Source organism: Roseococcus pinisoli (assembly GCF_018413645.1).
In the GTDB taxonomy this organism is placed as follows: domain Bacteria; phylum Pseudomonadota; class Alphaproteobacteria; order Acetobacterales; family Acetobacteraceae; genus Roseococcus; species Roseococcus pinisoli.
This window is the reverse complement of sequence record NZ_JAHCDA010000002.1, coordinates 522,737-546,903: the sequence shown is the minus strand read 5'-3', so window position 1 is coordinate 546,903 and position 24,167 is coordinate 522,737. Positions and strand designations below refer to the sequence as shown.

The window sequence follows — 24,167 nt, the reverse complement described above, 5'->3', positions numbered from 1 at the left end:
GCATTTCCTCCATCTCGCGACCCTCGATCAGCTTTGCTAGGACGCGCCGCATGCCCGCCCGAAAAGATACGTTCAACGAACGCCGCAACGACGCCAGCACCGCGCGTCAGAAGCTCCTCGACCGGTTCAAGGCCCGTCCGCCGGCCGATGACCCCGCGGTGATTGCCCGCCTGGAGGCCCAGAAGGCCCTCGGCGAACAACGCCGCCAGCGCGAGGCCGCCGCGGCCCAGCGCGCGGTGGAGAAGGCCGAGGCCCTCGCCGCCGAGAAGGCCGCCGAGGAGGCCGCGAAGAAGGCCGCCGCCCTGGCCGCCGCTGCCAATGCCGCCCAGGAGGCGCGCCGGCGCACCGCCGCGATGCTCGCGGCCCAGAAGGCGGAGCGCGACGCGCGAATCGCCGAGAAGAAGAAGCGCCGCTGAGGCGCCGCCCGGCCCCGCATTGGGGGCCGGGATATCCCTTCACCTTTCGCGGGAGATGGCATCGAGGGGCGAAGCCCCTCGGCTCTCCGGCGGGAAGCTCAGCCTCCCGCCTTTTCCTGACCGCCCCGGCAGAGCCTCAGCGGCGGAACTTGATGTCCAGCCCCTGGCGCTGCCAACCGGCCTCGATCGCATCGAGATCGGTGCTGCCCGAGGGGTGCGAGCGGCGCGGGGACAGCCGCAGCATGGGCGCGCGGGAGATGCGCCACACCTTCAGCAGGCGCTCCAGCTCGTCCAGCGGCGCGCCATGGTCGTCGACCCGCAGGTCGATGTCCGGGAAATCCTCATTGGTGATGAGCTTCAGCGCGGCCGACTGCCGGCCTCGCTTGTCGCCGCCCAGGGTCTCGCCGGCCTGCAGGGCGTTCAGCATCCGCTCCGGGAGCGCCAGGTCCTGACGGGCGATGAAGCTCGCAGCCGTGTCGGAGACCACTTCCGGCCCCGCGAGCATGTTGCCCGCCACCGACCAGCCGGAGCCGGAGCGCGAGCCGCACCATTCCACGCAGTTGTTGCCCGTCCAGGCCGCGCTGCGCCCGTGGCTATCGATCGCATGAACCTGGCGCATGTGCTTGCCGTCATCCCCCACCAGCGCGCCCTCGATCGCGGCGCTGGGCGAGAGGCCGCGCGCCATGGCGTCGAGCACGGCGGGGCCCAGGTAGCGGTTCGTGATCGACTGGGTGGAGACGGCGCCGACGCCCCTTCGAACGAAGGGGCAGGAGGCACCGACGGCCAGGGCGCAGGTGGTGACGGCGACGGCGAAGGTGCCGGTTTCAGGCTCGTGGGCGAGCAGCGACCAGGTCAAGGCGGGTCCTTTCCGATTCGAGCGGCGCGACGCGTACAGCCGAAACTTGCACGGGACGCCGGGCAGGGGCAAAGCCAAGGGCAATAACAAGGATAAGGGAGACGTTCCATGAGGCCGAATTCCATGACGCGCCGCGCCGCCCTGGCAGGTGGCGCAGCGGTACTGGCCGCACCCGCCCTGGCGCAGCCGGGCTGGCCCGACCGCCCCATCAGGCTGATCGTACCCTTCGGCGCGGGCGGCGCGATCGACACGCTGAGCCGCACCGTCGCCGCCCGTTTCCCCGATCACGCCAATGGCCAGTCGCTGGTGGTGGAGAACCGGCCCGGCGCGGGCGGGGCCATCGCCGGCGCCTTCACGGCCCAGCAGCGGCCCGACGGGCTGACGCTGATGATGGCCGATGTGGGCGCAAACTGCATCGCCAAGGAGATGAACCCCGGCCTGGGCTACGACCCGATGACGGCCTTCGCCCCCATCATCCACCTGGTCAGCCTCCCGGGGGCGCTGATCGCCCATCCCGACGTTCCCTATCGCAGCGCGGCCGAGATCATCGCCGCGGCGAAGGAGCGGCCGGAAGGCTTCACCTTTTCCTCGGCGGGCAACGGCAATGGCAGCCACCTCTTCATGGAGCTCTTCCTGAAGCGGGCCGGCATCCGGATGGTGCACGTGCCCTATCGCTCGGGCGCCGAGATGGTGACGGCCCTGGTGCGGGGCGATGCGCAGTTCGGCTTCCCGACGGTCTCCTCCGCACTGAACATGGTGCGGGACGGGCGGGCGAGGGCAGTCGCGGTCAGCTGGCCCGACGGCACGCCGCTGCTGCCCGGCATCCCGCCGCTGGCGGCCGAACTGCCGGGCTTCAACTGCTCGGTCTGGCACGGGATCGTGGCGCCGGCCGGCATGGAGCGCGGCATGGTGCTGCGGATCAACGAGGTCTTCGGCAAGATCGCGGCCATGCCCGAAGTGGCGGAGGCCGTCTTCCGCCAGCAGGCCGGGCGCATGGTGGGCGGCTCGCCGGAGAACTTCGCCGACTTCATCCGCCGCGACCATGAGACCTGGGCGCCGATCATCAGCGAGGGGAATATCCGCTCGCAGTAGCCGGAGCGGCCGGTCTGCGCTTCATTGCGGTTCATGAGCACACCGGCCAGCACCCCCGCGATTCCCCGCCCCGCCGCGACCATCATCCTCCTGCGCGACGGCGCGGCCGGGCTGGAGGTCCTGCTGATCTGCCGGGCGCGGGAAGTGGCCTTCGCCTCCGGCGCCCTGGTCTTCCCGGGCGGCCGGGTCGAGGAGGCGGATGCGCTGCTGGCCCCGCCGGGCGATCCGCTCGGCGCCTTCCGCGTGGGCGCCATCCGCGAGGCCTGGGAGGAGACGGGGGTGCTGCTCGCCCATCCCCCCGCGCCCGTCACGACGGCTGAGACGGAGTTCCACGCCCTTCTGCGGGACCGGGGCGTGGCGCCCGCCCATGGCCTGCTGACCCATTTCGCGCATTGGATCACGCCGGCCCACAGCCCCAAGCGCTTCGACACCCATTTCTTCGTCGCCGAGGCGCCGGAGGGCCAGATCGCCGTGCATGACGGGCACGAGGCCGTGGAAGCGGTCTGGATGCGGCCGGGCGAGGCGGTCGAGGAGGCCGATTCCGGCCGCCGCACCCTGGTCTTCGCGACACGCCTCAACCTGCTGCGCCTGGCACGCTCCGGCACTGTCGCCGAGGCCATCGCCGCCGCCCGCATCACGCCGATCGTGACCGTGACGCCCCAGCCGGAGCCGGACGGCGCCGGCGGCGTCAATCTGCGGATCCCGCTGGCGGCAGGCTATGGTGCTGACCTCTTCCCCGCGAAGGACCGGCCCGCCTCGGGCGGCCTCTGGCCCGGACAGAGCGCACCGGCGGCCAGATAGCAGCCAGGGCTCCTGGGTCACTGGAATTCGGCGGCCCGACCTCTCATGCTGAGGGCATGGAAAACGCCGCCCTCCCGCCCTCGATCGAGACCCTGATCCTCCCGCGTTCGCATGACGTGGGCGGCTTCGAGGTCCGCCGTGCCCTGCCGACGAAGGAGCGGCAGATGATCGGCCCCTTCATCTTCTTCGATCAGATGGGGCCGGGCGAGTTCCTGACCGGTCGGGGCCTGGACGTGCGGCCGCACCCTCATATCGGCCTTTCGACGGTGACCTATCTCTTCGAGGGCGAGGTCTTCCACCGCGATACCCTCGGCAGCGCACAGGCCATCCGGCCAGGGGCGCTGAACTGGATGACGGCCGGGCAGGGGATCGCCCATTCGGAGCGGACGGCGACCGAGCTGCGCTCCCATCCGAACAAGCTGTTTGGCATCCAGTCCTGGGCGGCGCTGCCCAAGGACCGGGAGGAGATGGGCCCGACCTTCACCCATTACCCGGCTGAAGGCCTGCCGGTGCTGGAAGAGGCCGGCGCCCGGGTCCGCCTCGTGGCCGGGGAGGCCTGGGGCGCGCGGGCGCCGGTCGAGACCTGGTGGCCGCTCTTCTACGCCGATGTGGAGCTCCGGCCAGGCGCCGCCTGGCCACTGCCGGACGGGCATGAGGAGCGCGGCGCCTATGTCGTCTCCGGCACGGTCGAGGTCGCGGGCCAGTGTTTCGAAGCCGGGCGGATGCTCGTCTTCCGCGCCGGCGACGCGCTGGCGATCCGCGCCCTGGAGGCGGCCGAGGGCGGCGGGCAGGGGGCGCGCCTCCTTCTCCTGGGCGGGGCGGTGATGGACGGTCCCCGCCACATCTTCTGGAATTTCGTGTCTTCCAGCCGCGACCGGATCAACCAGGCGAAGGACGATTGGGAGGCTGGCCGTTTCGGCCCGGTCCCTGGCGACGACAAGGAATTTATACCACTGCCGCGGATTTAGGATAATTATCCGGTGCTGTCAATTCTGGAAAATTAGCCTAAAGGATCAAAGTCCTTTCCGCTTGGCTTCGCGCCAGGCCTCCTCCATCTCCTCCAGCGTCGCATCCGCGGGTGCGCGGCCCTGCGTCGCCAGCGAGGCCTCGACCGCGCCGAAGCGGCGCTCGAACTTGCGGTTGGCGCCCTCGAGGCAGACCTCCGGGTCCAGATCCAGCTTCCGGGCGAGGTTGGCCAGGACGAAAAGCAGATCTCCGACCTCGTCCGCCAGCCGGGCAGGGTTGGCCTCCTCCAGCTCGGCCCGCAGTTCGGCGGTTTCCTCGTCGAGCTTGCCCAGCACGGAGGCGGCGTCCGGCCAATCGAAGCCCACGCGCGCGGCGCGCTTGGCGATCTTGCTGGCCCGGGTGAGGCTGGGCAGGCCGGTGGCGATGCCGGCCAGCGCGCCGGTCTCGGCCCGGGCGGCGCGCTCAGCTGCCTTCTGACCCTCCCAGATATCCGTGGCCTGCGAGGCATCCGCGTCGCCGAAGACGTGGGGGTGCCGACGGATCATCTTGGCCGTGACCGCGGCCGCCACATCCTCGAAGCGGAACCAGCCGCGCTCTTCGGCCAGGCGGGAATGATAGACGACCTGGAGGAGCAGGTCGCCGAGCTCGTCCACCAGCATGGACGGCTCCGGCCCACGACGGATCGCGTCCGCGACCTCGTAGGCTTCCTCCACCGTGAAGGGCGCGATCGTCGAGAAATCCTGCGCCACGTCCCAGGGGCAGCCGGTCTCCGGATCGCGCAGCTGCACCATGACCGAGAGAAGGGCGTCGATGGAGGGGGCGTCGGTCATGGAAGTCTCCAAGTTGTCCAGTGAGTTTTCCACAGGCCTAATTACCGCATAAGATTTATTATGGAAAAATCAGAGATGGGGAAAAAGCTGTGGATTTCTAAGCGGTCTCTGGGGAAAGAACGTCAAGGCAGCTCCAGGACGAGGCCATCGATGCCCATCTCGACACCGGCCGGCAGCCTGGCCGTGACGGTCGCGAAGTCCATCCGGTCGCCCTGATGCGTCAGGATCGTCCGGCGCGGCCGCAGCTCCGCGACCCATTCCAGCACCTGGTCGAGATTGGCGTGCACGGGATTGGTTCCGGTCGTGAGGCAGCCCACCACCCAGGTGTCGAGCCCGCGCAGCCGCTCGAAGCTCTCGGCCGGAAAGCGGATCACGTCGGTCGTATAGGCGAAGCTGCCGATGCGCAGGCCCAGCGTCCGCATGACGGTGTGGTCCTGGTCGAAGAGCTCGATATCCATCGGACCGAGCCGGAATGTCTCGCCTGGCGCGACGATCCGGCCTTCCAGCGCCGGCCGGAAGAAGCCCGTGGTGGCCGGCCGGAAGGCGTAGTCGAAGCGCTGCCGCGCCTCGCCCAGCGTCTTTTCCGTCCCGAAAACCGGCAGGATCCGGCCGATGGAGCGGTTCACCGCCCGCAATTCGTCGATGCCGGCGATGTGATCCGCATGGGCATGCGTCAGCAGGACGGCGTCGAAGCCACTGATTCGGTTATCAAGAAGCTGCCCACGCAGATCGGGGCCGGCATCGACCAGCAGCCGCGTGCCGTCCGGCGCCTCGATCAGCGCCGAGGTGCGGCGGCGCCGGTTGCGCGGCTCGGCCGGGTCGCAGTCGCCCCAGTTCCCCGCGCCATCCGCGCCCCCGACCGCCGGCACGCCCTGGGACGGACCGGTGCCGAGAAGCCTGATCCGCAGGCTCATGCGGCCTTGGTGAACAGACGATGAAAATTGGCGGTGGTGATCTCGCCGATGCGCTCGAGGCTGACGCCGCGGCAATCGGCCAGCACCTTGGCGGTATGGGCCGTATAGGCGGGCTCGCAGCGCTTGCCGCGCAGCGGCACGGGCGCGAGATAGGGCGAATCCGTCTCCAGCAGCAGCCGATCCTCCGGCAGTCGGGCCGCGACGTCCCGAAGCTCCGTCGACTTCGGGAAGGTCAGGATTCCGGAGAAGGAGATATAGCCGCCCATCTCGATCGCGCGGTCGGCCAGCCAGGCGGAGGAGCTGAAGCAGTGCAGGAGGAAGGAGAAGTCGCCCCCTTCCCGCTCCTCGGCCAGGATCGACGCGATATCGGTATCGGCATCCCGGGCGTGAATGGCCAGCGGCAGGCCGGCCTCGCGCGCGGCGCGGCAGTGGCGGCGGAAGCCCTCCTGCTGAACGTCGCGCGGCGACTTGTCGTAGAAGTAGTCGAGCCCGCTCTCGCCGATGCCGATGATGCGCGGGTGCCGCGCCAGGGCAACCAGCTCCTCGACCGTGGGCATGGGCTCCTGGCTGGCCTGGTGCGGGTGGACGCCGATGGTGCCCCAGACCTGCGGGAACCGGTCGACGAGCCGCAGCACGGCCTCCGACTGCGGCATCGAGGTGCCGATGGTCACCATGCGGCCGACGCCGGCGGCTTCGGCGCGCGCCAGGATCTCCTCGACCTCGGTGTCGCTGAAATAGTCGAGATGGCAGTGGCTATCGATGATCATCGGTCGGCTCAGGCAGCGATCTCGATCTTCCGGAACAGCGGCGACGGCGGCGGCAGGTCGATGCCGTCCGGCAGCGGCGTCGCCAGTGCCTCGAGGCCGCGGGCGTCGGAAGGCACGCCGAGCTGGTCCAGCAGCGCCCCCATGGTCGCCGGCATGAAGGGCTGGAGGATCGTCGCATAGGCGCGAAGCGCCGTGTGGAGGTGCCGCAGCACCTCGGTCATGCGGGTGGGGTCCGTCTTCTTCAGCGCCCAGGGGGCCTGGACGGTGATATAGCCGTTGGCGCCGCGGATCTGGCGGAAGATCTCTTCCAGCGCCAAATGATATTCCTGCGCTTCCAGCAGCTTGCCGACCGAAACCGGAAGATCGGCCAGGGGCGCGATCAGCGTCGTGTCGACGTCGCGGACGGGCGGAAGCGTCGGCAGCTTGCCCTCGCAGTTCCGCTGGATGAGCGACAGCGTGCGGTTCGCCAGATTGCCCAGCACGTCGGCCAGCTCGCCATTCAGGCGGTGGCCCAGCGCCGTGCGGGAGAAATCGCCGTCCTGGCCGAAGGGCACCTCGCGCAGCAGGAAGTAACGGATCGGGTCGAGCCCGTATTCCTCCACCAGGGCGATGGGGTCGATCACATTGCCCAGAGACTTGCTGATCTTCTGGCCTTCGTTGGTCCACCAGCCATGGGCGAAGACGCGCGCCGGGGGCTGAAGCCCGGCCGCCATCAGGAAGGCCGGCCAGTAGATGGCATGGAAGCGCAGGATATCCTTGCCGACGAAATGCACGTTGGCGGGCCAGAAGCGCCAGAGCTCGGCCTTCTCGTCGGGGTAGCCGACGGCGGTGATGTAGTTGGTCAGCGCATCCAGCCAGACATACATCACGTGGTCGTCGTCGCCGGGCACCGGCACGCCCCACTTGAAGGAGGTGCGCGAGATCGAAAGGTCGGCAAGGCCCGACTTCACGAAGCTGATCACCTCGTTCCGCCGGCTCGGCGGCGCGATGAAGTCGGGATTGGCCTCGTAGAACTCCAGGAGCTTATCGGTCCATTCGGAGAGCTTGAAGAAGTAGGAAGGCTCCCTCACCCACTCCACCGGCGCGCCGGAGGGCGCGTATTTCACGCCATCGCGCTCGACCAGCTCGTCCGGGCCGTAGAAGGCCTCGTCGCGGACGGCGTACCAGCCCTCATAGGCGCCGAGATAGATATGGCCGCGCTCCTGCAGCCGCTTCCAGAGCGCCTGGCAGGCCTCGTAGTGCCGCTTCTCGGTGGTGCGGATGAAGGCGTCGTTGGAGAAGCCCATGGTGACGGTCAGGTCCCGGAAGGCCTGGCTCACGCGGTCGGTGAATTCCTGCGGATCCTGACCGGCATCCCGGGCGGCCTTCTCGACCTTCTGCCCATGCTCATCGGTGCCGGTGAGGAAATAGACCTCGCGCCCGGACATCCGGTGCCAGCGGGCCAGCACGTCGGTCGCCAGGCTGGTGTAGGCGTGGCCGATATGCGGCTTGTCGTTCACATAATAGATGGGCGTGGTGAGATAGATCGGCATGAGCCGACCTATGGGCCGGCTCTAGCGACCTCGCAAGGTGTCCATGGCCACCAGAACGGCCTGCCGGCGATCGAGCGAGAGGCGCTCCGTGTCCTGGATGAGCTTCCGGACGGCCTCGGAGGCTTCCGCCCAGGCCGCGAGCGGCCGCGCGCCCAGCCAGGCCGGCGCGGATCCGCCCCGGGCCGCTTCGCGCACCGCCTGGGAAAGGTGCCGCAGCAGGAGGTTGAAAAAGGCCGGAAAGGCCAGGGCCGCCTCGCGTCCGGCGATGCGGTCGGCGAGCGCATGGGCGCGCTCGCCCGCCGGGATGCTGCTCAAGGTCGCCTCGGCGAGACGGGCCAGTTCAACCCCCTCGCCCGCCGCGAGCTCTAGCGCCCGCCCGGGCGATCCCTCGGCCAGGACGGCCAGCGCATCCCGCTCGGCCCGCGGCATCTCGGGGAGCCAATCGGCGAGGAGCGTGTCCATGATCGGATTCGGGAGGCCGGTCAGCTCCAGCCGGCGGCAGCGGCTGCGAATGGTCGGCAGTAGGCGGCCCGGCGCTGAGGTGACCAGGAGAAGGACGGTCCGCGGCGGCGGCTCCTCGAGCGTCTTCAGGATCGTATTGGCCGAGGCGGCCTCCATGGCCTCCACCTCGTCCATTACCACGACGCGCCAGCCGCCCTCGGCCGCGGTGAAGTTGAGGAAGGAGCGCGCCGCCCTGGCTTCCTCCACCTTGATGATGTGGCGCTTGCCCGGCTCCTGCTGCGGCTCCAGCACCATCAGGTCGGCATGGCTGCCGGCGGCGACGCGGCGGAGGATGGGATGATCTTCCGCCAGCTGCAGCGGCGGCGCACCCTGGGCCTCGCGCGGTTGCCCCGCGAGCAGCCAGCGGGCGAAGCGATAGGCCAACGTCGCCTTGCCGATGCCAGGCGGGCCGGTGAAGAGCCAGGCATGGGCCAGCCGGCCGGAACGTGCTGCGGCCGCCAGGCTCGCGGCGGCCTCTGCATGACCGAAAAGGGTCGGGTTGGCGCGGGGCGGCGGCGGGATCACGGCAGGCCGAGCCTTGCCCGGCAGGTGTCGCGGATATCCGCACTGACCTTCGCCAGGGGCTGGGTCGCGTCGATGACGGCGAAGCGGCCGGGCTCCGCCTTCGCCTGATCGAGGAATGTCTGCCTGACGCGGCGGTGGAACTCGCTCCCCAGCGTCTCGTAGCGATTGGTGTCCCCTCGGGCTGTGGCGCGGGCGAGGCCGACCTCGACAGGGACGTCCAGCAGCAGGGTCAGGTCGGGCGCGACCTTGCCCAGCAGGGCGGCGCGCAGCTGATCCCAGACCTCGCGCGGGGCGCCCTGCCCGCCCACCTGATAGGCCAGGGTGCTGTCGAAGAAGCGATCGCACACCACCCAGCTCCCGGCCTCCAGGCTGGGGCGAATGCTGCGGGACCAGTGTTCGCGGCGGGCGGCGAAATGCAGCGCCATCTCGGCCAGCGGATCCCAGGAACGCGAGAGGAGCAGCGTTCGCACCGCCTCGGCGCCGGACGATCCGCCCGGCTCGCGCGTTCTTAGTACGGAATACCCATTGCTGGCCAAGAAATTACTAAGAATTTTTACCTGGGTCGATTTTCCTGAGCCTTCGCCACCCTCTAGGCTGACAAACTTGGGAATCAAGTCCCGCCGCCGATCATGCGCGCGATCACGGCCGGGATGCGCGACACCACGCCCAGGCGATCCACATCCGCTCCCGCATAGAGCGGCAACGTCATCGGCGGCACGCCGCGGCCCGAGATGTCGAGCCGGCCGAGCTCCTGCCCCTTCACCACCGGCGCGGGTACCGGGGCGTCGAAATGGATCTTGGCCTCCAGCGTCTCGCGCCAGCCGCGTGGCACGGTGGCCACCACCTCACGCCCGCCGACCAGCGGCACCGTGGCGCTGTCGCCGAGATAGACCGGTACCTGGTCGATCGTGTCCGCCGCCCGGAAGAGCACGACGTTGTCGAACTCCCGGAAGCCCCATTCCACCAGCCGCTCCGACTCCTCCTGGCGCGCCCGCATCGTCGGCAGGCCGCCGACGACCAGGATCAGCCGCCGGTCCCCCCGCTTCACACTGGCGGTCAGGCAGTAGCCCGCCTCCTCCGTGTGGCCGGTCTTCAGCCCGTCGGCGCCGTTCACGCGGCCGAGCATCGGATTCCGGTTCTCCTGGGTGATGTTGTTCCAGCGGAAGCTGCGCTCGCCGTAGAGGCGGTAGGATTCGGGATGATCCAGGATGACCCGCCGCGCCAGCGTCGCGAGGTCCCGCGGCGTCATCCGGTGCTCGGGGTCGGGCCAGCCGGTGGCGTTGCGGAAGGTGCTGGAGGTCAGCCCGATATTGCCGGCCATGGTCTGCATGACATCGACGAAGGCGCGCTCCGACCCCGAGATGCCCTCGGCCAGCGTGACGCAGGCGTCGTTGCCCGACTGGATGATGACGCCGCGCGACAGGTCATCCACCGAGACCGAGGAAGCACGCTCGAGGAACATGCGCGAACCGCCCATGCGCCAGGCGTTGTCGCTGACATGCATGAGCTGGTCGGCACGGATCCGGCCCGCCTTGATGTACTCGAAGACCACATACATGGTCATGAGCTTGGACATGGAGGCGGGCGGCATGCGCTCGTCCCCGCCCTTGCTGAGCAGGGTTGCCCCCGTCTCGAAATCGATCAGCACCACGTTGCGCGCGATGGTGTCGACGGGCCCGATGGGCGAATTGGCAGGCGGCGCGGACGGGGCGGGCGGCTGGCGAGGCTGGGCGCGGTTCGCCGGCGCGGCGTTGTGGCGGGGTTGGGCGAGAGCGGGTGCAGCGAGTCCGAAGGTCGCGGAAGCCCCGATCAGGGTACGGCGGAGCATGTGGGAATCCCTCTTGGAAGCGGGCACGGGAAGGCCATACGCCGGAGGCCTAGTCGACGGCAAGCCGAAGGTCAGGCTGTCCGGCGGCGAGCGCCCGTGCCAGGGCGGCGTCGCCCTCGGCGATGGTGGAATAAGGACCGGAGCGCACCCGCCATTGCTGCTGGCGGCCCGGAGGACCGAAAGGCTCGGCACGGCCGCCGATGCGGGCGGCCTGGGCCTGGGCCAGATCGCGCCGGAAGAACTGCCCGGCCTCCAGCCAGATGGAGCCGGCCGAATAGACCGGCCCCTGGACGACCTGTTCCGGCAGGCGTTCCGGCGGCCGCGCGGTGGGCGCCGCTTCCTCGGCCGCGGCGCGCACGGCGATGGCGGGCCCGGCGGAGCCGCGGGCGCCAGGGGGCGGCGCGAGTCCTTCCCGATCCACCCGCCCCACGGGGGCGGCCTGGATCGGCAGGACATGCTGGCCGGCCAGCCCGTCGATGGCGGCGCGGGAGGCCTGGCCGTCCACGACGACGCGGACACGGAACGGCCCGCGGGCGCCCAGCAGCTCGGCGGCGCGCGGCGTGACGCCGATCACCCGGCCTACCATCGTCGGGCCGCGATCGTTCACGCGCAGCCGCAGGGAGCGGCCATTCTCCAGATTGGTGACGGTGACGATGGCCGGCAGCTGCAAGGTACGATGCGCGGCCAGCATCCCGCGGTCGTCGCGGAGCTCGCCATTCGCCGTGAGCCCGCGGGCCCCCGTGGGCAGGACGGCGGCGATTCCCGTCTCCTGGCGATCGAACTCCTCGCGCGGATAGGACCAGAGGCCCCCGGCGCGGTAGGGCTCGCCCAGATTGTAACGCGGTTGAGGAGCCTCGGCCGGCGTGCGCGAGCATCCGGCCAGCAGGAGGATCGCCAGAAAGGCGTGCTTCACGCCACCCTGTCCGACAGCAGACCGACCGCCGTCGCGTAGAAGTTCGACGGGTTGTAGCGCCGGATCTGCATGAAGTTCTGGCCCACCATGAAGGCCTGGGTGTCGCCGCGGGACAGGCCGGGGATCACGATCGCCCAGTCCCCACCCTGGGGCAGGCTGCCGCGCGTCCTGGTAACGCCCATCCGTGCCCATTCGGCGACGGCGCGCATCTGGCGATGATCGGCCTGGGTGGTGTCAAAGCGCCCGGGCAGCTGGACCTCGAAGCCCCAGATCTCGCCCTCGCGCCATCCGGAGCCGGACCGCGCCAGATAGTTGGCGATAGAGCCAAGCGCGTCGGCCTTGTTGTCCCAGATGTCGCGGCGGCCATCGCCGTCGAAGTCGACGGCCATCCGCTCGAAGCTGGTCGGCATGAACTGGGGCTGGCCCATGGCGCCGGCATAGCTGCCGCGCATGCGGTCGACGCGGACATGCCCGGCGTCGAGGATCCGCAGGGCGGCCATCAGCTCGGCCCGGAAGAAGGTGGCGCGGCGGCCCTCCCAGGCGAGGGTGGCCAGCGCCTCGATGACGTTGAAGTTGCCGGTGAAGCTGCCGTAGTTCGTCTCCATGCCCCAGATGGCGACGACGATGCGGGACGACACTCGGAAGCGCGCCTCGATGGCCTGGAGCAGCGCGCGATTCTCGGCATAGGCGCGGCGACCGGCATCGATCCGGGTCTGGGAGAGGCGCGCGTCCCGATACTGCGGCCAGGTCTGCGTGAACTCGGCCTGACGGCGGTCCAGCTCCAGCACGCGATCATTCGGCTGCAGGTTGGCAAAGGCCTGGTTCAGGATATTGGCGCTGACGCCGTTGCGGCGGGCTTCGGTTCTGACGCCGTCCAGGAAAGAGGAGAAGCTCCCCTGCCCTCGTGCGTTCCGGACCAGGGCCGGGGTCGCCGCCAGTCCCAGGGAACAGGCTGGCAGGAAACGTCGCGTGAACATGCCGGCCTAAGTGGCACTTCCCGCCCGTCGCTGCAACGCGGAAGAACCGGAGACGCGCTGGTGTGCGGCCGTCGCCTCTGATTTACTGCCGAAAATCAAATTCGAAGGAGGTCGCGTCATGACCGATGTCACCGCCCAGTTCGCCCGCTACGCCGCGACGATTCGCCACGAGGACCTGCCGTCCGACGTCGAGACTCGCACGCGATTCCTGATCCTGGACCTCCTCGGCAACATCGTCCGCGGACGGCACGATGCGGAGAGCAGCCAGCCGCTCATGGCGGCGGCGCGCAGCATGGGCCTCTCGCACGGCAACCACGCCGTCTTCGGCGAGGCCAGCCGCTGGTCCCCCATGGGCGCGGCCCTCCTGAACGGCGCCTTCGCCCATAGCCTCGATTTCGACGACACCCATGCGGCCGGCACGCTGCATCCGGGCGCGCCCGTGATCCCGGCCGCGCTGGCCGCCGCCGAGATGACCGGCGCCTCGGGCAAGGATGTGATCGCGGCGATCGTCGCCGGCTACGAGGTCACCAACCGCCTCGCCGTCGCCCTGCCGGGCGGCGATCATTACGACCGCGGCTACCACCCGACTGCGACCTGCGGCGTCTTCGGCGGTGCTGCCGCCGCGGGGCGGATCTTCGGCCTCACGGCCGCGCAGATCGAGGACGCCTTCGGCATCGCGCTCAGCCAGTCGGCCGGCAGCCTGCAGTTCCTGAAGAACGGCGCCTGGACGAAGCGCTTCCAGGTGGGCTGGGCGGCCATGGCCGGCCTCTCGGCCGCGCTGCTGGCGCGAGAGGGCTTCCGGGGCGCGGCCGAGGCGCTGGAGGGCAAGGCCGGCTTCCTGCGCGCCTATGCGCCGAACCCGGTGCCGGAGCGCGCGGTCCGCAATCTCGGCACCGAGTTCGAGCTGATGGAGACGGCGGTGAAGCCCTATCCCTCCTGCCGCTACGGTCATGCCAATGTGGATGCCGCGCTAGCGCTGCGGGCCGAGCACGGCCTGAAGGCCGAGGAGATCGAATCGGTCACGATGGGCCTGCCCAACAAGGGTATGCTGCTCGTGGGTGCCCCCCTCGCCTATAAGCAGAACCCCCAGAACGTGGTCGACGGGCAGTTCAGCGGGCCCTTCGTGGTGGCCTGCGCCCTGGCGCATGGGCATTTCGGCTGGGACAGCTATCCGAAAATGAACGCGCCGGAGCTGCGCGCCCTCATGCCCAAGGTCGATTGCGTGGAGGACCCGGAGGTGCAGGCCGAGTTCCCGGCCTATATGTCCGGCAAGCTGACGATCCGCGCGCGCGGTCAGGTCTTCACGAAGATGGTGGTGGTGCCCAAGGGCGAGCCGGCGAACTTCCTCACCGAGGACGAGCTGCGCGCCAAGTTCCACGGCCTGGCCGATGCGGTGCTGGGCACGGCCCAGGCGACGCAGCTCGCCGATGCCGTGGTCAGCCTGGCGGGCGCGGCCGACGTGAACGCCCTGATGCGCCTGGGCGTGCCTCGCACGGAAACCCGCCTGGCCGGCGAGTAACGACCCCTGGGGGACGCGCTGCCGTCCCCCAAGGGCTTGCGCCCGACGCAATGTTTCGCGACATGCTGGATGACGGGGACAGGTGGCCGAGCGGTTTAAGGCTCCGGTCTTGAAAACCGGCGTGGGGGTGACCCCACCGTGGGTTCGAATCCCACCCTGTCCGCCAGTTCCCCTACGAGCCGCACTCTCCGCCTGATCGGACGCCGCGCTGAGCGGCAGGTTTCCTGGGGTTTTCTGGGCAGAGCTGTTGACTGGCCGGACGCGGAGACGGCCGAAAATCGCTCTCCCGAGGCCCTTTCTCTCCGGACCTCCTGACTTGGGCGCTTTAGTACGGAACTCAAAAACCTAGGTAATAGGCCGGTTTCCGCGCGATCGGAACTTGCCCCGGTTCGAATATTCGAGTGGTTCCCAAGAGCGGCCGGAGCACGAATCGGATATGCGCCAGCGTCGATTCTAACCTGCTGATTGCATAGCCGGTCAGTTCAAGCCCAAAGCCTTGAAGGCAGCTGTCTTTGGATCCCCGAAAAAAATTGGATCGACGTGCTCCATCACATCGCCGCTGACCTCGAGATAGCTTCTCTTGTTCTCGATCGGGATCAGGGCGCGCTTCGCCCCATTGTCCATGGCGACTTGGAGCGGCTCTACCAAGGACCTCACGCCCTTGATGTTCCCTTGGATGCTGAGGTCGCCGAGAACTAGCAACGCCGCGGTGACGGGCGCCTTCTTGAGTGCGGAGAAGGCCGCGATGAGGAAGGCTAGCCCGATCTCCCCCTCAACTCGATTGTTCAGCAAATCGATGACCTCCACGTGAAGGTCCGACACATCGATTTCCTTGCCGATTCCCAGTTCGTTTTTCCTCGCAAGCATGTACCCGAACGCTCGGCTGACCGATTCCTTGGTGGCTCCGTTTACTCCGCCGGCAGTGCGCAACTTGCCCCCACCCGCTGCGACTGACACTTCAACGCGAAACATACCGACGGTCCCATCTTGACCGACGCTCGCCGTGTAAACGGTGCCCGGTGGCATCGGCTCTGAAGATATGAGATTGCGCCCGCCTTGCTCGGGGACACCCACGAATCGCTCTTCGCCCGTGTCGCTATCCGTGTAGCTGAACGAAGTATGGTAATATTCGAACGAGCCCATCTTTTTGAGCTGCTCTTTCACCCTGCGCCGGCCCTCCATCGCGAATTCGAGTAGCTCTGCGATCTCGTCCTTTGTGGCATCCCCATGCGGATGAAGGATTTTCATCAAACCCGAAACGGTCTTCTTGACGGCCTTGCGGTCGCGGGTGACCAGGTGAGATCCCATCCCGAAGTGTCGGTCAACCACCTCCGTGAAGTTATGCTTGCGAAGATCTCGAAGCGCCTCAGCGAGGTAGTCGACTACAAAGCCGTAGTGATCTGTGAACAGATCGTTCCGCATTTTCGGGATCTCCCATCCTGGGAGATAGAAATGTAGGCGGTCGATGAACGCCATGTCGTCTCGGATGACAGACGGCATTGGCTCAAAAAGATGACCGGATTGAACCATCACTTCGATGGGTTGATTGGTGTTGCCAAACATCGCAACACTTGCCTCGCCGGAAGCTGCCTCCTGACCTCGCTGAAAAGACCCAGACTCGCAGTAGGTCTTCATCGTCGTGATGACTTCCTTCGGCATCTTCTCCAGGTCAGCGACCTCATCAAAACCGACGACGTCCCAGATTTGCACCAGCCCCTTGGTCCGACCACCCATATGACCGAATAGATTGGCCACCGTAGTGGGGCCGGTCATGAGTGCCGCGTAGGGAGATACTTCCTGAATCACGTAGCTCTTGCCTGTCCCACGAGGCCCGAGCTCCACTAGGTTATAGTTGCGCTCACACAGCGGAATCAGCCTGGTCAGAAACAAGAACTTGAGCCTTCGCGTCATGCCATTGGGCTCGTAACCCATGCTGCGCAGCATCAGGTCGATCCACTCGTCGGTGGTGAACTCGCGACGCAGCCGCTGGTAGTCCTCAAGGGCGAAGGTGGCGACCTGAATGGGCGTCAGCTTGTCGATCCAAAAGGGATTCTTCCCCTTGCCTTCCTCATCGTACTCGAAGCGCATATCGACCTGCGCCCAGATGCCACCGGTGAGCAGGCGTTCATAATCCCGGACATACTGGTCAGGAATATGGACGTTCCGGTTCCCAAAATTTGTCACATCCGCCCAATAGTCGGAATCGGTCAGTCGAACCTTGACCTTATCGATAAATGTCCAGCGCCCCTTTTCCTTGACTTTGCTTTGCGCCTTCATCGATTCGTCAGGCCGAATATAGTTCTCGGCTAGTGTCTGATTGACGACCTGTAAACCCATCTGGATGGCTAGCTCATCCGATGAGGCACAATATTTTCCAAGTAGAAATTCGAGGACGAAAACCGGGACGTTGGCGCCGACCTTGACGCGCCGAACCAGATCCTTCCGCACCACCTTCCCGGCGAAGATGCGATTGACCTTGTTGTCGAGCTCGTCCCTTATTGGCGTACTCATTCATCAAACTCCAAGCCGTACGGGAACTTCCTTGGCAGACGTGTAAAGAACCGCGTCTGTTTCGGCGTCTAGTATTTGGATGCGTACCGAGGTGACGGTGTCGTCGGTCAGGATGAAGCCGACGTTCGCACGCTTCCCGGGCTCAAGGGTGAGACGTCCATCTTCAAGCACCGCACCAACCGCGACTCCCGCCTTAGCGACGATACGTTCACCTGCCAGCACCACTGGTCTAACGGTCCGCGCGGCGTCGAATAGACCCTTGCCTCCGCTTCCGAGCTCAATGTGGAGAGAGAAAATCCGGTTTGTTACCGCATCAAAGTCGTGCGTGACGGTCACTGCGTTCTTCTCGGTCAACGCTGGTGCACGGGCCTTCAGCTTCACGGTTAGAACGGGAATGACCAGCTCCTGCAGCGATGCACCCCCATGATGGTAGGCAAGGCTGCCGCCCGCCTTGAAGACCGACGTGCTCGCGGGCACCACGACGTCGAGGTCGGTCGCGTAGCCCAGCCTGGCGCCCTGAACTCGGATGCTGCCTGGAGGTGTGGCGCCGCCACGACCGATCCAACAGCGGCGGTGTAGGTCAACAGTGTCGCCGCCCGGCGCTTCCAGACGCATGGCCGCCTCACGGTCGGCAGCGAAGAACAGGTGGCCGTGGTCCGCGGCAACCACCACATCCTGGATGCCGGATGCGGCGAGACGCTGGAGGCATCGCGCGATGTCCTCGACGGCACGCTCCATAATGGCGCGTGCGTAGAGAGTGCTCGAGTTCTCGCCAGCGCCGTCGATCTCGGCCGAGCGTATGATGACCACCTTGGCGTCGGCGATCTTCTTCTGGAGGCTCTTCGCGTTGCCCGACAGCGCCTCATCGAGCGACAGATCGACCAAGCATGGGACCTGAGCTCGGGCTAATGCCTGCCGCGAGGAAAGGTCCGGCAAAAATGATCCGCCCACCTTGGCGCCAAACCTGGCACCCTGCGTAACGATCGAAAAATCTGCAGAAGCGCCCGGCAGAAGGGCCGCCATTCCAACAGGGGTAATGGAAGGAAGCGCCGCGATCGCTGGCCGGATTCGTACTTCTCCGAACCGCTCGATGCGCTCGAACAGCTCAATGCCGATCTCGTAGCGCATCGCGTCAACCAGAACGTAGGCGACCGGGCGCGCGCAGGACACGACGACCTCAGACCAGATGCGGGTCTGGTGCAGGGTGTCGGGAACCATCCATCCGTCTTTATCGAGCGCCTTGAGGAAACCCTCTGCCATGCGGCGGACAACGTCGTCATAGATCGCCCGGACACGAGCCAATGCGCGTTCGTCCATCTCCTCCTCCACCTCGGGAGCGATGGTTTCGAGGCGTCGCTGCGCGCGGTCCAGGCGATACCAGCCCTGGTCGGCCTCCACATACCGCTGGACCCAGTCGGCAGATCGATCGTTCGTCGCTGCAATTGTCACCCCGGCCCGCATGGCGGCGAGGCCGAGCTCGATCATCAACCGACACGCTTCCCAGAGCGTTTTCCGCAGCACATCGCGATCGATCCAGAAACTGTGCTCGCGGCCGTCCAAAAGAGCGCGCGCCTCCTCGAACCGATCAGAAGCGACCAGCGCGAAGCAGGCGGCAAGGACGGATCGCTCTTCAAAGCGGAACGTGTCGATAGCGCCCAGAGCCGCGCCCTGGAATGTCTCTGCGAGCAGCCCGAGTTCCCCTTCAACTCGGTCGGCGAGCCCAATGTAGGTTTCTGGGTGCCGCTCACGAAGGCGTCGCGCCACCTCCCGGACGGTCTTCTCCTGGTCTTTCGACTCAAGCCCCTGAACCTGCCCTAGCGGGCCCCCGGAAGGCGCTTCGCCCGCCAGATCGAGACGGAACTCGTTGGCAAGAAGGTGGCGTGCCGTGATTGCCCTCATGCGAGGAAGTGCAGCGTCGTCAGGCACCACCAAGCCAATCTTCGCGCGGATGATGTCGCGCAGTTCGCCCACGGCGCCCTTCGTCTCGATCTCAGCGTCGCGTCCCGTTTCCGCAATCCAGCTGGCCAGGATCGTCTGGCTATCGGCTCCGCCAAACATGCCCCTGAGAAGCGGTGGCAGGCCGACCTCACCTTCATCGGCTGCCATGCGCGCCAGATCTGAATAGGTAAGCGTCTCAGCCCGGAGCATCGCGTCGATGGCCACATCGGTTGTGCGCCGGCGCAGCACGTTGCGGGCAAACTGCCGCAGCGCGGGCGGGCGGTAACAGGTACCCGCCTTTTCCAGTTCCATGAGCAGTGATCCATCGTCATCCCGATCGCAACCAGGGACGTAGATGACGGTCTCTTCCGGTGTCTCGCCTTCGGTGATCGGCTCGACAGCCAGGCGAACCTGAAAGAAGGAGCCGTCGAACACGCAGAGCTTCGCAGGGCGTGTGCCGACCAGCACTGCCACGAGGATCCCTGGCGGGGCGTTGCCCGAGAGCTCGGAAAAGAAAGGCCGCAACTCCTCGCGCGGGTCGTAGATGACCACGATGCGGCGATCCTTCAGGTACCCTGCGATCTGCCCAGCGATGTAGGCATGCAAAGGATGTGATGGGGGCGTGACTGGTGCGGCCATCATGCTGATCTTGCCCTCCGTTCCCGCCGCGCCGAGCCCGGCGCCACGGGTGCTTCAAGGAAGGCCTTGAGCGCAGCCTTCATCGCGGGCCTATCACGCTCCGCAAGAGCGATCCTGACCTCTTCCTCGGGTTCTTTGAGTCGGCGTGGACCAGCAGGCGCGTTGAGCCAGAACCATCGCGCCAGGTCATGGCCCGCGGCAAAGGCATGGTCGGTGAGCGCCCGGGCCAGGACGCGACGCGGGTACAGGAAGCGTGCAAGGGGCTGCTCGTCCAGTCGACCGATGTCGAAATCAGCCCACCGCGTTTCCCAGGCCGCGGCGTTCCCGAAGGTGGCACAGAAGGCCTCGAGCACTTCCAGGTCTACCTCGCTATGCCGAGGCCGGTACCGCCTGAGCAGAGCGGCGAGAGCGCGGTCATCGAAGCCGCGTGCCGGGAGCGGGAGTCCAAGGCCGCTAAGCAAGCTTGGCTGAGTGCGAGCCCTCTGCAGGACACGTTCTGGCCACAGGGCCAGCGCCAGCGGAGTGTCGTCGTGCCGACCTGACTTCAGGTCCATCCACCATCCTGCTTCGCTCTGCGTGGCGATGTGCTGCCGCGCGAAACGCTGGAGGTCCATCACTGTAGCGCGAAGGGATTCCGAGAGGAGGCCCTCCTCCAGGTATCGTATTGTCGAATCGATAGAGCCTCGCTGCCGCCAGCGGCGATCGAGACCTTCGACCCAGAAGGCATCCTCAAGCTCATGTGCAATAGCGAGGCTGCGATCCGTCGTGCATTTCGGCACCACACGCTCTGGCCAAAGATGCATGGCCATTCGCGCCCATTCGTATTTCTCGTCGATGAGATCATCCCATCGGGATTTGAGCTCGCGCTGCCAGGCTCTGTGCTGTGGAACCAGCCGCCACAGCGGCGCCATCGCCAGAGCTACACCGTCATCAAGGAACGGGCTCCATAGCGGAGCCACTCGACGAACTTCTTCGAGAATGACGCGCAATTCCTCGACATGCCGCTCTTGCGCCTCAACTTTGCGGCGCTTTGCAGCAGAGAGGTCCGTCACAGCCTCCGCGCGCAGGTCGGCCAGCCGATTTTCCTCGTGGGCAAGCTTCGGCGCAACCACGTCCTTCTGCAGATCGAACAAGGTATTTCGCGTGACCTGGTGTGCGTAAAGCCAGACGCTGTACTGCCCTGAGGGAACGCTGAGCTGCCAGTAAATCGGCGCCCTCCGCCGGCTCTTCGAGTAACGCTTCAGGTGGCAGTCAAAGAAATCGACGGCAAGCCATCGTTGGAAGCCCTGGCCGTTTAGGGTGAGAAACTGAACCGCCTCCTCCCATCGCGCTTCGGCCTCTGTGGCAAAGACCTGACGGAAAACAGCCTGTAGGGCCGCTGTCAGATCACGCGGGTGGCCCGCATCGTCGACCAGGATCTCACCAAACGCTGGGTTGATTGGGTAACCCTGAGGGGCCCGCTCGCAAGGCAATCCGTCCTCGCGCACCAGCATCCCGGGCGAACCCGTCGGAAGTGGGTCAAATGGCTCAGGCTCGATGGGAAGCGGACGCACGCCGGTTGCGAGACGAAGGTCAAATCGACCAAGTGCGACACCCATCGCCCATGACATCAACTCGATGATGAGGGCCGAGGTACCAGTGCCAGCGTCCGCTTCACTGTCCGCATCAAGCGCGTCTTCATCAACGTCGCCGTCGACAGCATCGCCTGCCACTTCAGCGCGCGCGACAATGCCGGTCTTCACGGCGCCTCGGTCAGCTTTGTCGATTTCGTATATTCGAAAGCATATTGCATCGATCTGCGCTTGGTTCGATTTAAGCTCGACCTCAATGTCGCCGAGACGATCAGCATAAGCCCTCGCGCGGGCATCTAAATCACTACCGCTAACTTGCAGCAACGCGGGCACGATGAACGCGTGCGATGTCTCTGCACGAGCGTCCACGGCCCGCGTAAGAGACCATGAGCGTTTGGCAAGCGATGCCAGCTGAGAGCGCTCATCTGAGTTAAGAACAGGAACAGGCGTGTTCTGGATAAGGCCGACCTCAAACGACTGTGCAAGCTCCGTGCGAGCAAGCTGCATCGACACGAGCAGAGAAAACGCCTGACTGTTAGTGATGGCTGCAAGCGCCAACAGTTCATCAACGTCGTCGCCGTCGACGAACGCAGCAGGACCCTTGTCTGCAAAGAGGCATCCCAGGGGCATTACTCTTAGCGAAAGGCCATCTGTCCTCCGCGGCCAGGTGAGGCCGGCACGAAAGTAAAACTCGAACGACGCTGGCTTGAGAGATGGCCTATGAGGAAGCCCGGTGAACGCCCAGAAAGTGTTTCGTCTCGGATCCCACCAACCCTGAAGCAGAAGATCCGCGTAAAACGGCGAGAACTTACCGCCCTTGGCGATAGGGAAAAACTTGCCTCGCTTCTGCGCGGCGCCAGCTTCGAACCAAAGGCGTAGCCACCGGAAGTCGTCGCCGTTGACGCCGCCTTGCCGTGCGAACCGTCTCTCATTCTCAAAAGCTGGAAATTTAGTGAAACACCCCCGAACTTCGTCGCTAACCCAGTACGAAAACGGGGAGCCTGGCACAGCCGAGAAACTCTCGGTGGCCATCTCAAACCGCGCGGTTCCGACGCGAGGCGCATCGATCGCCGCGCGCAAGGCAGTAGCTTTGTCATCAGCCTCGAGGGCACGAAGAAAGATCGTTTTCATGGCGCGGTCTCCCCGCGTCTTTCGAGGCAGTATGCCGCCACTTCGACCATTGCGTTATCGAGCACGCCAAAGCCGAGATCGGCAAAAACGGTCGGTGTTGCATCGCGAAGCAATACTTCTTCCCGCCACCGCTGAAAGGTCGACAGGAAAAATCCAGTGCGCGACGTTATGGCGCCGAGTAAGCCGCGTGGCTGCAGAAGTTGAATGCCTCGCTCGACAAAAGCTGCATACATGTCGATTTTGGTTCGCGGATAGGCTCGATCGAACGCCGCTTTCGCAGGAAGGCTGCCAGAGCCAAAGGGGGGGTTCATCAACACCACGTCGAACCGTCCCCGAAGCAGTTCGATAAGCGCGACCCCCTGTGTCGCGTCATCGGCGAAGAGGCGCCGGCGTGTCGCTGCGGCACCAGTTGCGACCTCCGCAAAAGCCTGGAGCGCATCCGCCATGCGGGCCTCAGCCTCATGGAAGAAATCGTCGTCATCGATCCCGGAGAGATTCAACGAGGGCTGCCGCTGTGTCGGCTCTAGGCCAGGAAGAAACACGCTCGGCGCTTGCTGTTGCGAAACGAAGGCTGAGCGCGCTTGCCGTAGGTCCTCGGCAATCGCGTCCTCCACCCGCAGCAGCGCGCCCAACTCCCCGGCCAGACGCATTTCGCCCACCATCCTACGAAACAAATCGCGCAACAGCGGCGGCTCGAGGCGTGCGGCAAATTCATCCATCATGACCCGATCGCCTGGCATTGGCTCTGCCACTACGATGTGTGTCCGACGCACGCGTGGACGTGCCGCTGCTCGCAGGCCAACATTGCCCCATGCCCGCTGTGCCCGAAGCCAAAGCGCAAGTGCGGCGATCTGGGCGCAGCGTGGATCTATGTCCACGCCGTGGAGGTTGTGCTCAAGGATCAATGTTGGCAGCGCGCGCTGGAGATCATCGACCGTCGCGTAATCCTCGCGCAGCGTCCGCCCAGTGGTGATGCTTCTGGGTGCGTCCTGCGGCTCCTCCCAGGCCTCTTCGTAGATCTCCAACAGGAGGTCGAAGGCGTAGAGGAGGAAATGTCCGGAGCCGCAGGCAGGGTCGAGGATCCGCAGATCGCGCGGATCCTTCTTCGGACGGGCACGGAAGCCATCGCCCTCTGGCCGAACGAGGTACTCGCAGCGTCCCACCAGCCGTGAGGTGCCACCTCTCATCTCTAGCCACATGCGGCCAAGGGTGTTGTCTACGAGGAATTGCACCACATAGCGGGGCGTAAAGAACTGATTCCGGACTGCAAGCTCGCGGCTGTTGCGCGGTGCCTGACTCTCGTCACGCATCTGCCTGCGTTCGTCCTGGCCGTTGAAATACTGGTACACCCAGCCGATCGTCTCATCCTCAGTCCAGACGCCAGCTAGATCCTCTGCATTGAGCACAGCCAACAGCGCATCAAGGGTTTGGCGCCTGGGCCAAAGCGCCGAAGCTGGATCGCGCCGGTCGAACAGAACCTTCACCTCGGTCGAAAGCTCGTCGAACACACACTCCAGATAGAGGCGGTATCCCCCGCCATCCGTCAGACGCATGCCCGGCGCTAGCCCGCAGAATTCGGCAAAACCAGATGAGGCATCACCGCGCGTGACACACTCCTGCACGAGCCGACGCGCTTCCAGCATCTTGAGTGCGACAAAGCGGTTCAGCGTCGTGAAGGCTGCGTCGCGGAGGTAGTCCGCCACTGCCTCTGTAGGCTTCATGCCCGCTGCACGCTTATGGTCTATGGCAGCCACGATGCGGTCGCGCAGGGTCTGCTGCCGTGCCGACAGATGCGGACCGCCACGCGGCGGCACCTGCCCATTCGCCATGATATCGTGGTCGCCCTCAAGCTGCGCGCGGAACTCCTCCTCAAGCAGCCTGCGGGCCCTCTGGGTGGCGGTCTGAAGCGCGCCCCTGGTATCTTTGTCCACTAGTTGCGG

The 24,167-nt window shown here is 66.2% G+C and carries 19 protein-coding genes and 1 tRNA gene; 6 read left to right on the top strand and 14 right to left on the bottom strand.

The features are described 5' to 3' along the window. Positions 1 to 50: 50 nt before the first annotated feature. Positions 51 to 416 carry a DUF6481 family protein gene (locus KHU32_RS11345; RefSeq protein ID WP_213670204.1) on the top strand — a complete coding sequence of 122 codons (366 nt, stop codon included), beginning with the start codon at positions 51 to 53 and terminating at the stop codon, positions 414 to 416. Positions 417 to 552: 136 nt separating this feature from the next. Here the strand turns inward: KHU32_RS11345 and KHU32_RS11340 are convergent, their stop codons facing one another. Next, the gene (locus tag KHU32_RS11340; protein WP_213670203.1) at positions 553 to 1,272 is read right to left on the bottom strand and encodes a DUF1028 domain-containing protein; all 720 of its coding nucleotides are present in this window, start codon (positions 1,270 to 1,272) and stop codon (positions 553 to 555) included. A 108-nt stretch (positions 1,273 to 1,380) separates the two neighbouring features. On the opposite strand from KHU32_RS11340, the gene KHU32_RS11335 reads away from it, so the two are divergent. The 3 genes from KHU32_RS11335 to KHU32_RS11325 are packed head-to-tail and all read left to right on the top strand — an operon-like array spanning position 1,381 to position 4,133. Continuing rightward, positions 1,381 to 2,364, top strand: a complete 984-nt coding sequence (locus tag KHU32_RS11335) for a Bug family tripartite tricarboxylate transporter substrate binding protein (protein WP_249680965.1) — start codon at positions 1,381 to 1,383, stop codon at positions 2,362 to 2,364. Between the two features lie 33 nt (positions 2,365 to 2,397). Beyond that, entirely contained in the window at positions 2,398 to 3,165 is a 768-nt protein-coding gene (locus KHU32_RS11330; RefSeq protein WP_213670202.1) for an NUDIX hydrolase, read from the top strand. A 56-nt stretch (positions 3,166 to 3,221) separates the two neighbouring features. After that, a complete protein-coding gene (locus KHU32_RS11325; protein ID WP_213670201.1) occupies positions 3,222 to 4,133 on the top strand; it encodes a pirin family protein in 912 nt (303 codons plus the stop codon). A 45-nt stretch (positions 4,134 to 4,178) separates the two neighbouring features. On the opposite strand, the gene mazG is transcribed toward KHU32_RS11325, so the two are convergent. From mazG to KHU32_RS11280, 9 genes are all read right to left on the bottom strand, one after another. Next, a complete protein-coding gene (mazG, locus tag KHU32_RS11320; RefSeq protein ID WP_213670200.1) occupies positions 4,179 to 4,961 on the bottom strand; it encodes a nucleoside triphosphate pyrophosphohydrolase in 783 nt (260 codons plus the stop codon). 122 nt (positions 4,962 to 5,083) lie between these two features. Then, a complete protein-coding gene (locus KHU32_RS11315; RefSeq protein WP_213670199.1) occupies positions 5,084 to 5,875 on the bottom strand; it encodes an MBL fold metallo-hydrolase in 792 nt (263 codons plus the stop codon). Continuing rightward, on the bottom strand, positions 5,872 to 6,642 hold the full coding sequence (locus KHU32_RS11310) for a TatD family hydrolase (protein WP_213670198.1): 771 nt from the start codon (positions 6,640 to 6,642) through the stop codon (positions 5,872 to 5,874). The genes KHU32_RS11315 and KHU32_RS11310 overlap by 4 nt, the downstream gene beginning before the upstream one ends. A gap of 8 nt (positions 6,643 to 6,650) precedes the next feature. Then, the gene (gene metG / locus KHU32_RS11305) at positions 6,651 to 8,174 is read right to left on the bottom strand and encodes a methionine--tRNA ligase (RefSeq protein ID WP_213670197.1); all 1,524 of its coding nucleotides are present in this window, start codon (positions 8,172 to 8,174) and stop codon (positions 6,651 to 6,653) included. A 21-nt stretch (positions 8,175 to 8,195) separates the two neighbouring features. Continuing rightward, positions 8,196 to 9,200 (bottom strand): DNA polymerase III subunit delta', encoded by a 1,005-nt coding sequence (locus KHU32_RS11300; RefSeq protein ID WP_213670196.1) that lies wholly within the window; start codon positions 9,198 to 9,200, stop codon positions 8,196 to 8,198. Further along, complete coding sequence (tmk, locus tag KHU32_RS11295) at positions 9,197 to 9,814, bottom strand: dTMP kinase (protein WP_213670195.1); 618 nt, start codon at positions 9,812 to 9,814, stop codon at positions 9,197 to 9,199. Before tmk ends, KHU32_RS11300 begins: the two co-directional genes overlap by 4 nt. Continuing rightward, on the bottom strand, positions 9,811 to 11,028 hold the full coding sequence (locus KHU32_RS11290) for a D-alanyl-D-alanine carboxypeptidase family protein (protein WP_213670194.1): 1,218 nt from the start codon (positions 11,026 to 11,028) through the stop codon (positions 9,811 to 9,813). Before KHU32_RS11290 ends, tmk begins: the two co-directional genes overlap by 4 nt. 49 nt (positions 11,029 to 11,077) lie before the next feature. Beyond that, complete coding sequence (locus tag KHU32_RS11285; protein ID WP_213670193.1) at positions 11,078 to 11,941, bottom strand: septal ring lytic transglycosylase RlpA family protein; 864 nt, start codon at positions 11,939 to 11,941, stop codon at positions 11,078 to 11,080. Further along, positions 11,938 to 12,918: a lytic murein transglycosylase gene (locus KHU32_RS11280; protein ID WP_213670192.1), complete on the bottom strand. Its 981-nt coding sequence runs from the start codon at positions 12,916 to 12,918 to the stop codon at positions 11,938 to 11,940. The genes KHU32_RS11285 and KHU32_RS11280 overlap by 4 nt, the downstream gene beginning before the upstream one ends. Before the next feature lie 118 nt (positions 12,919 to 13,036). On the opposite strand from KHU32_RS11280, the gene KHU32_RS11275 reads away from it, so the two are divergent. Both KHU32_RS11275 and KHU32_RS11270 read left to right on the top strand, forming a co-directional pair. Continuing rightward, on the top strand, positions 13,037 to 14,437 hold the full coding sequence (locus KHU32_RS11275; protein ID WP_213670191.1) for an MmgE/PrpD family protein: 1,401 nt from the start codon (positions 13,037 to 13,039) through the stop codon (positions 14,435 to 14,437). A gap of 76 nt (positions 14,438 to 14,513) precedes the next feature. Then, positions 14,514 to 14,603 (top strand) — tRNA-Ser (locus KHU32_RS11270). A gap of 311 nt (positions 14,604 to 14,914) precedes the next feature. On the opposite strand, the gene brxL is transcribed toward KHU32_RS11270, so the two are convergent. Genes brxL through KHU32_RS11250 form a run of 4 tightly spaced genes read right to left on the bottom strand, consistent with a single transcriptional unit; the run spans position 14,915 to position 24,158 of the window. Then, complete coding sequence (gene brxL / locus KHU32_RS11265; protein ID WP_213670190.1) at positions 14,915 to 16,948, bottom strand: protease Lon-related BREX system protein BrxL; 2,034 nt, start codon at positions 16,946 to 16,948, stop codon at positions 14,915 to 14,917. A 3-nt stretch (positions 16,949 to 16,951) separates the two neighbouring features. Then, positions 16,952 to 19,528: a PglZ domain-containing protein gene (locus KHU32_RS11260; RefSeq protein WP_213670189.1), complete on the bottom strand. Its 2,577-nt coding sequence runs from the start codon at positions 19,526 to 19,528 to the stop codon at positions 16,952 to 16,954. Continuing rightward, positions 19,525 to 22,227, bottom strand: coding sequence for a hypothetical protein (locus KHU32_RS11255; protein ID WP_213670188.1), 2,703 nt, complete (start codon positions 22,225 to 22,227; stop codon positions 19,525 to 19,527). The genes KHU32_RS11260 and KHU32_RS11255 overlap by 4 nt, the downstream gene beginning before the upstream one ends. Continuing rightward, positions 22,224 to 24,158, bottom strand: coding sequence for an Eco57I restriction-modification methylase domain-containing protein (locus KHU32_RS11250; protein ID WP_213670187.1), 1,935 nt, complete (start codon positions 24,156 to 24,158; stop codon positions 22,224 to 22,226). Before KHU32_RS11250 ends, KHU32_RS11255 begins: the two co-directional genes overlap by 4 nt. Between the last annotated feature and the right edge of the window lie 9 nt (positions 24,159 to 24,167).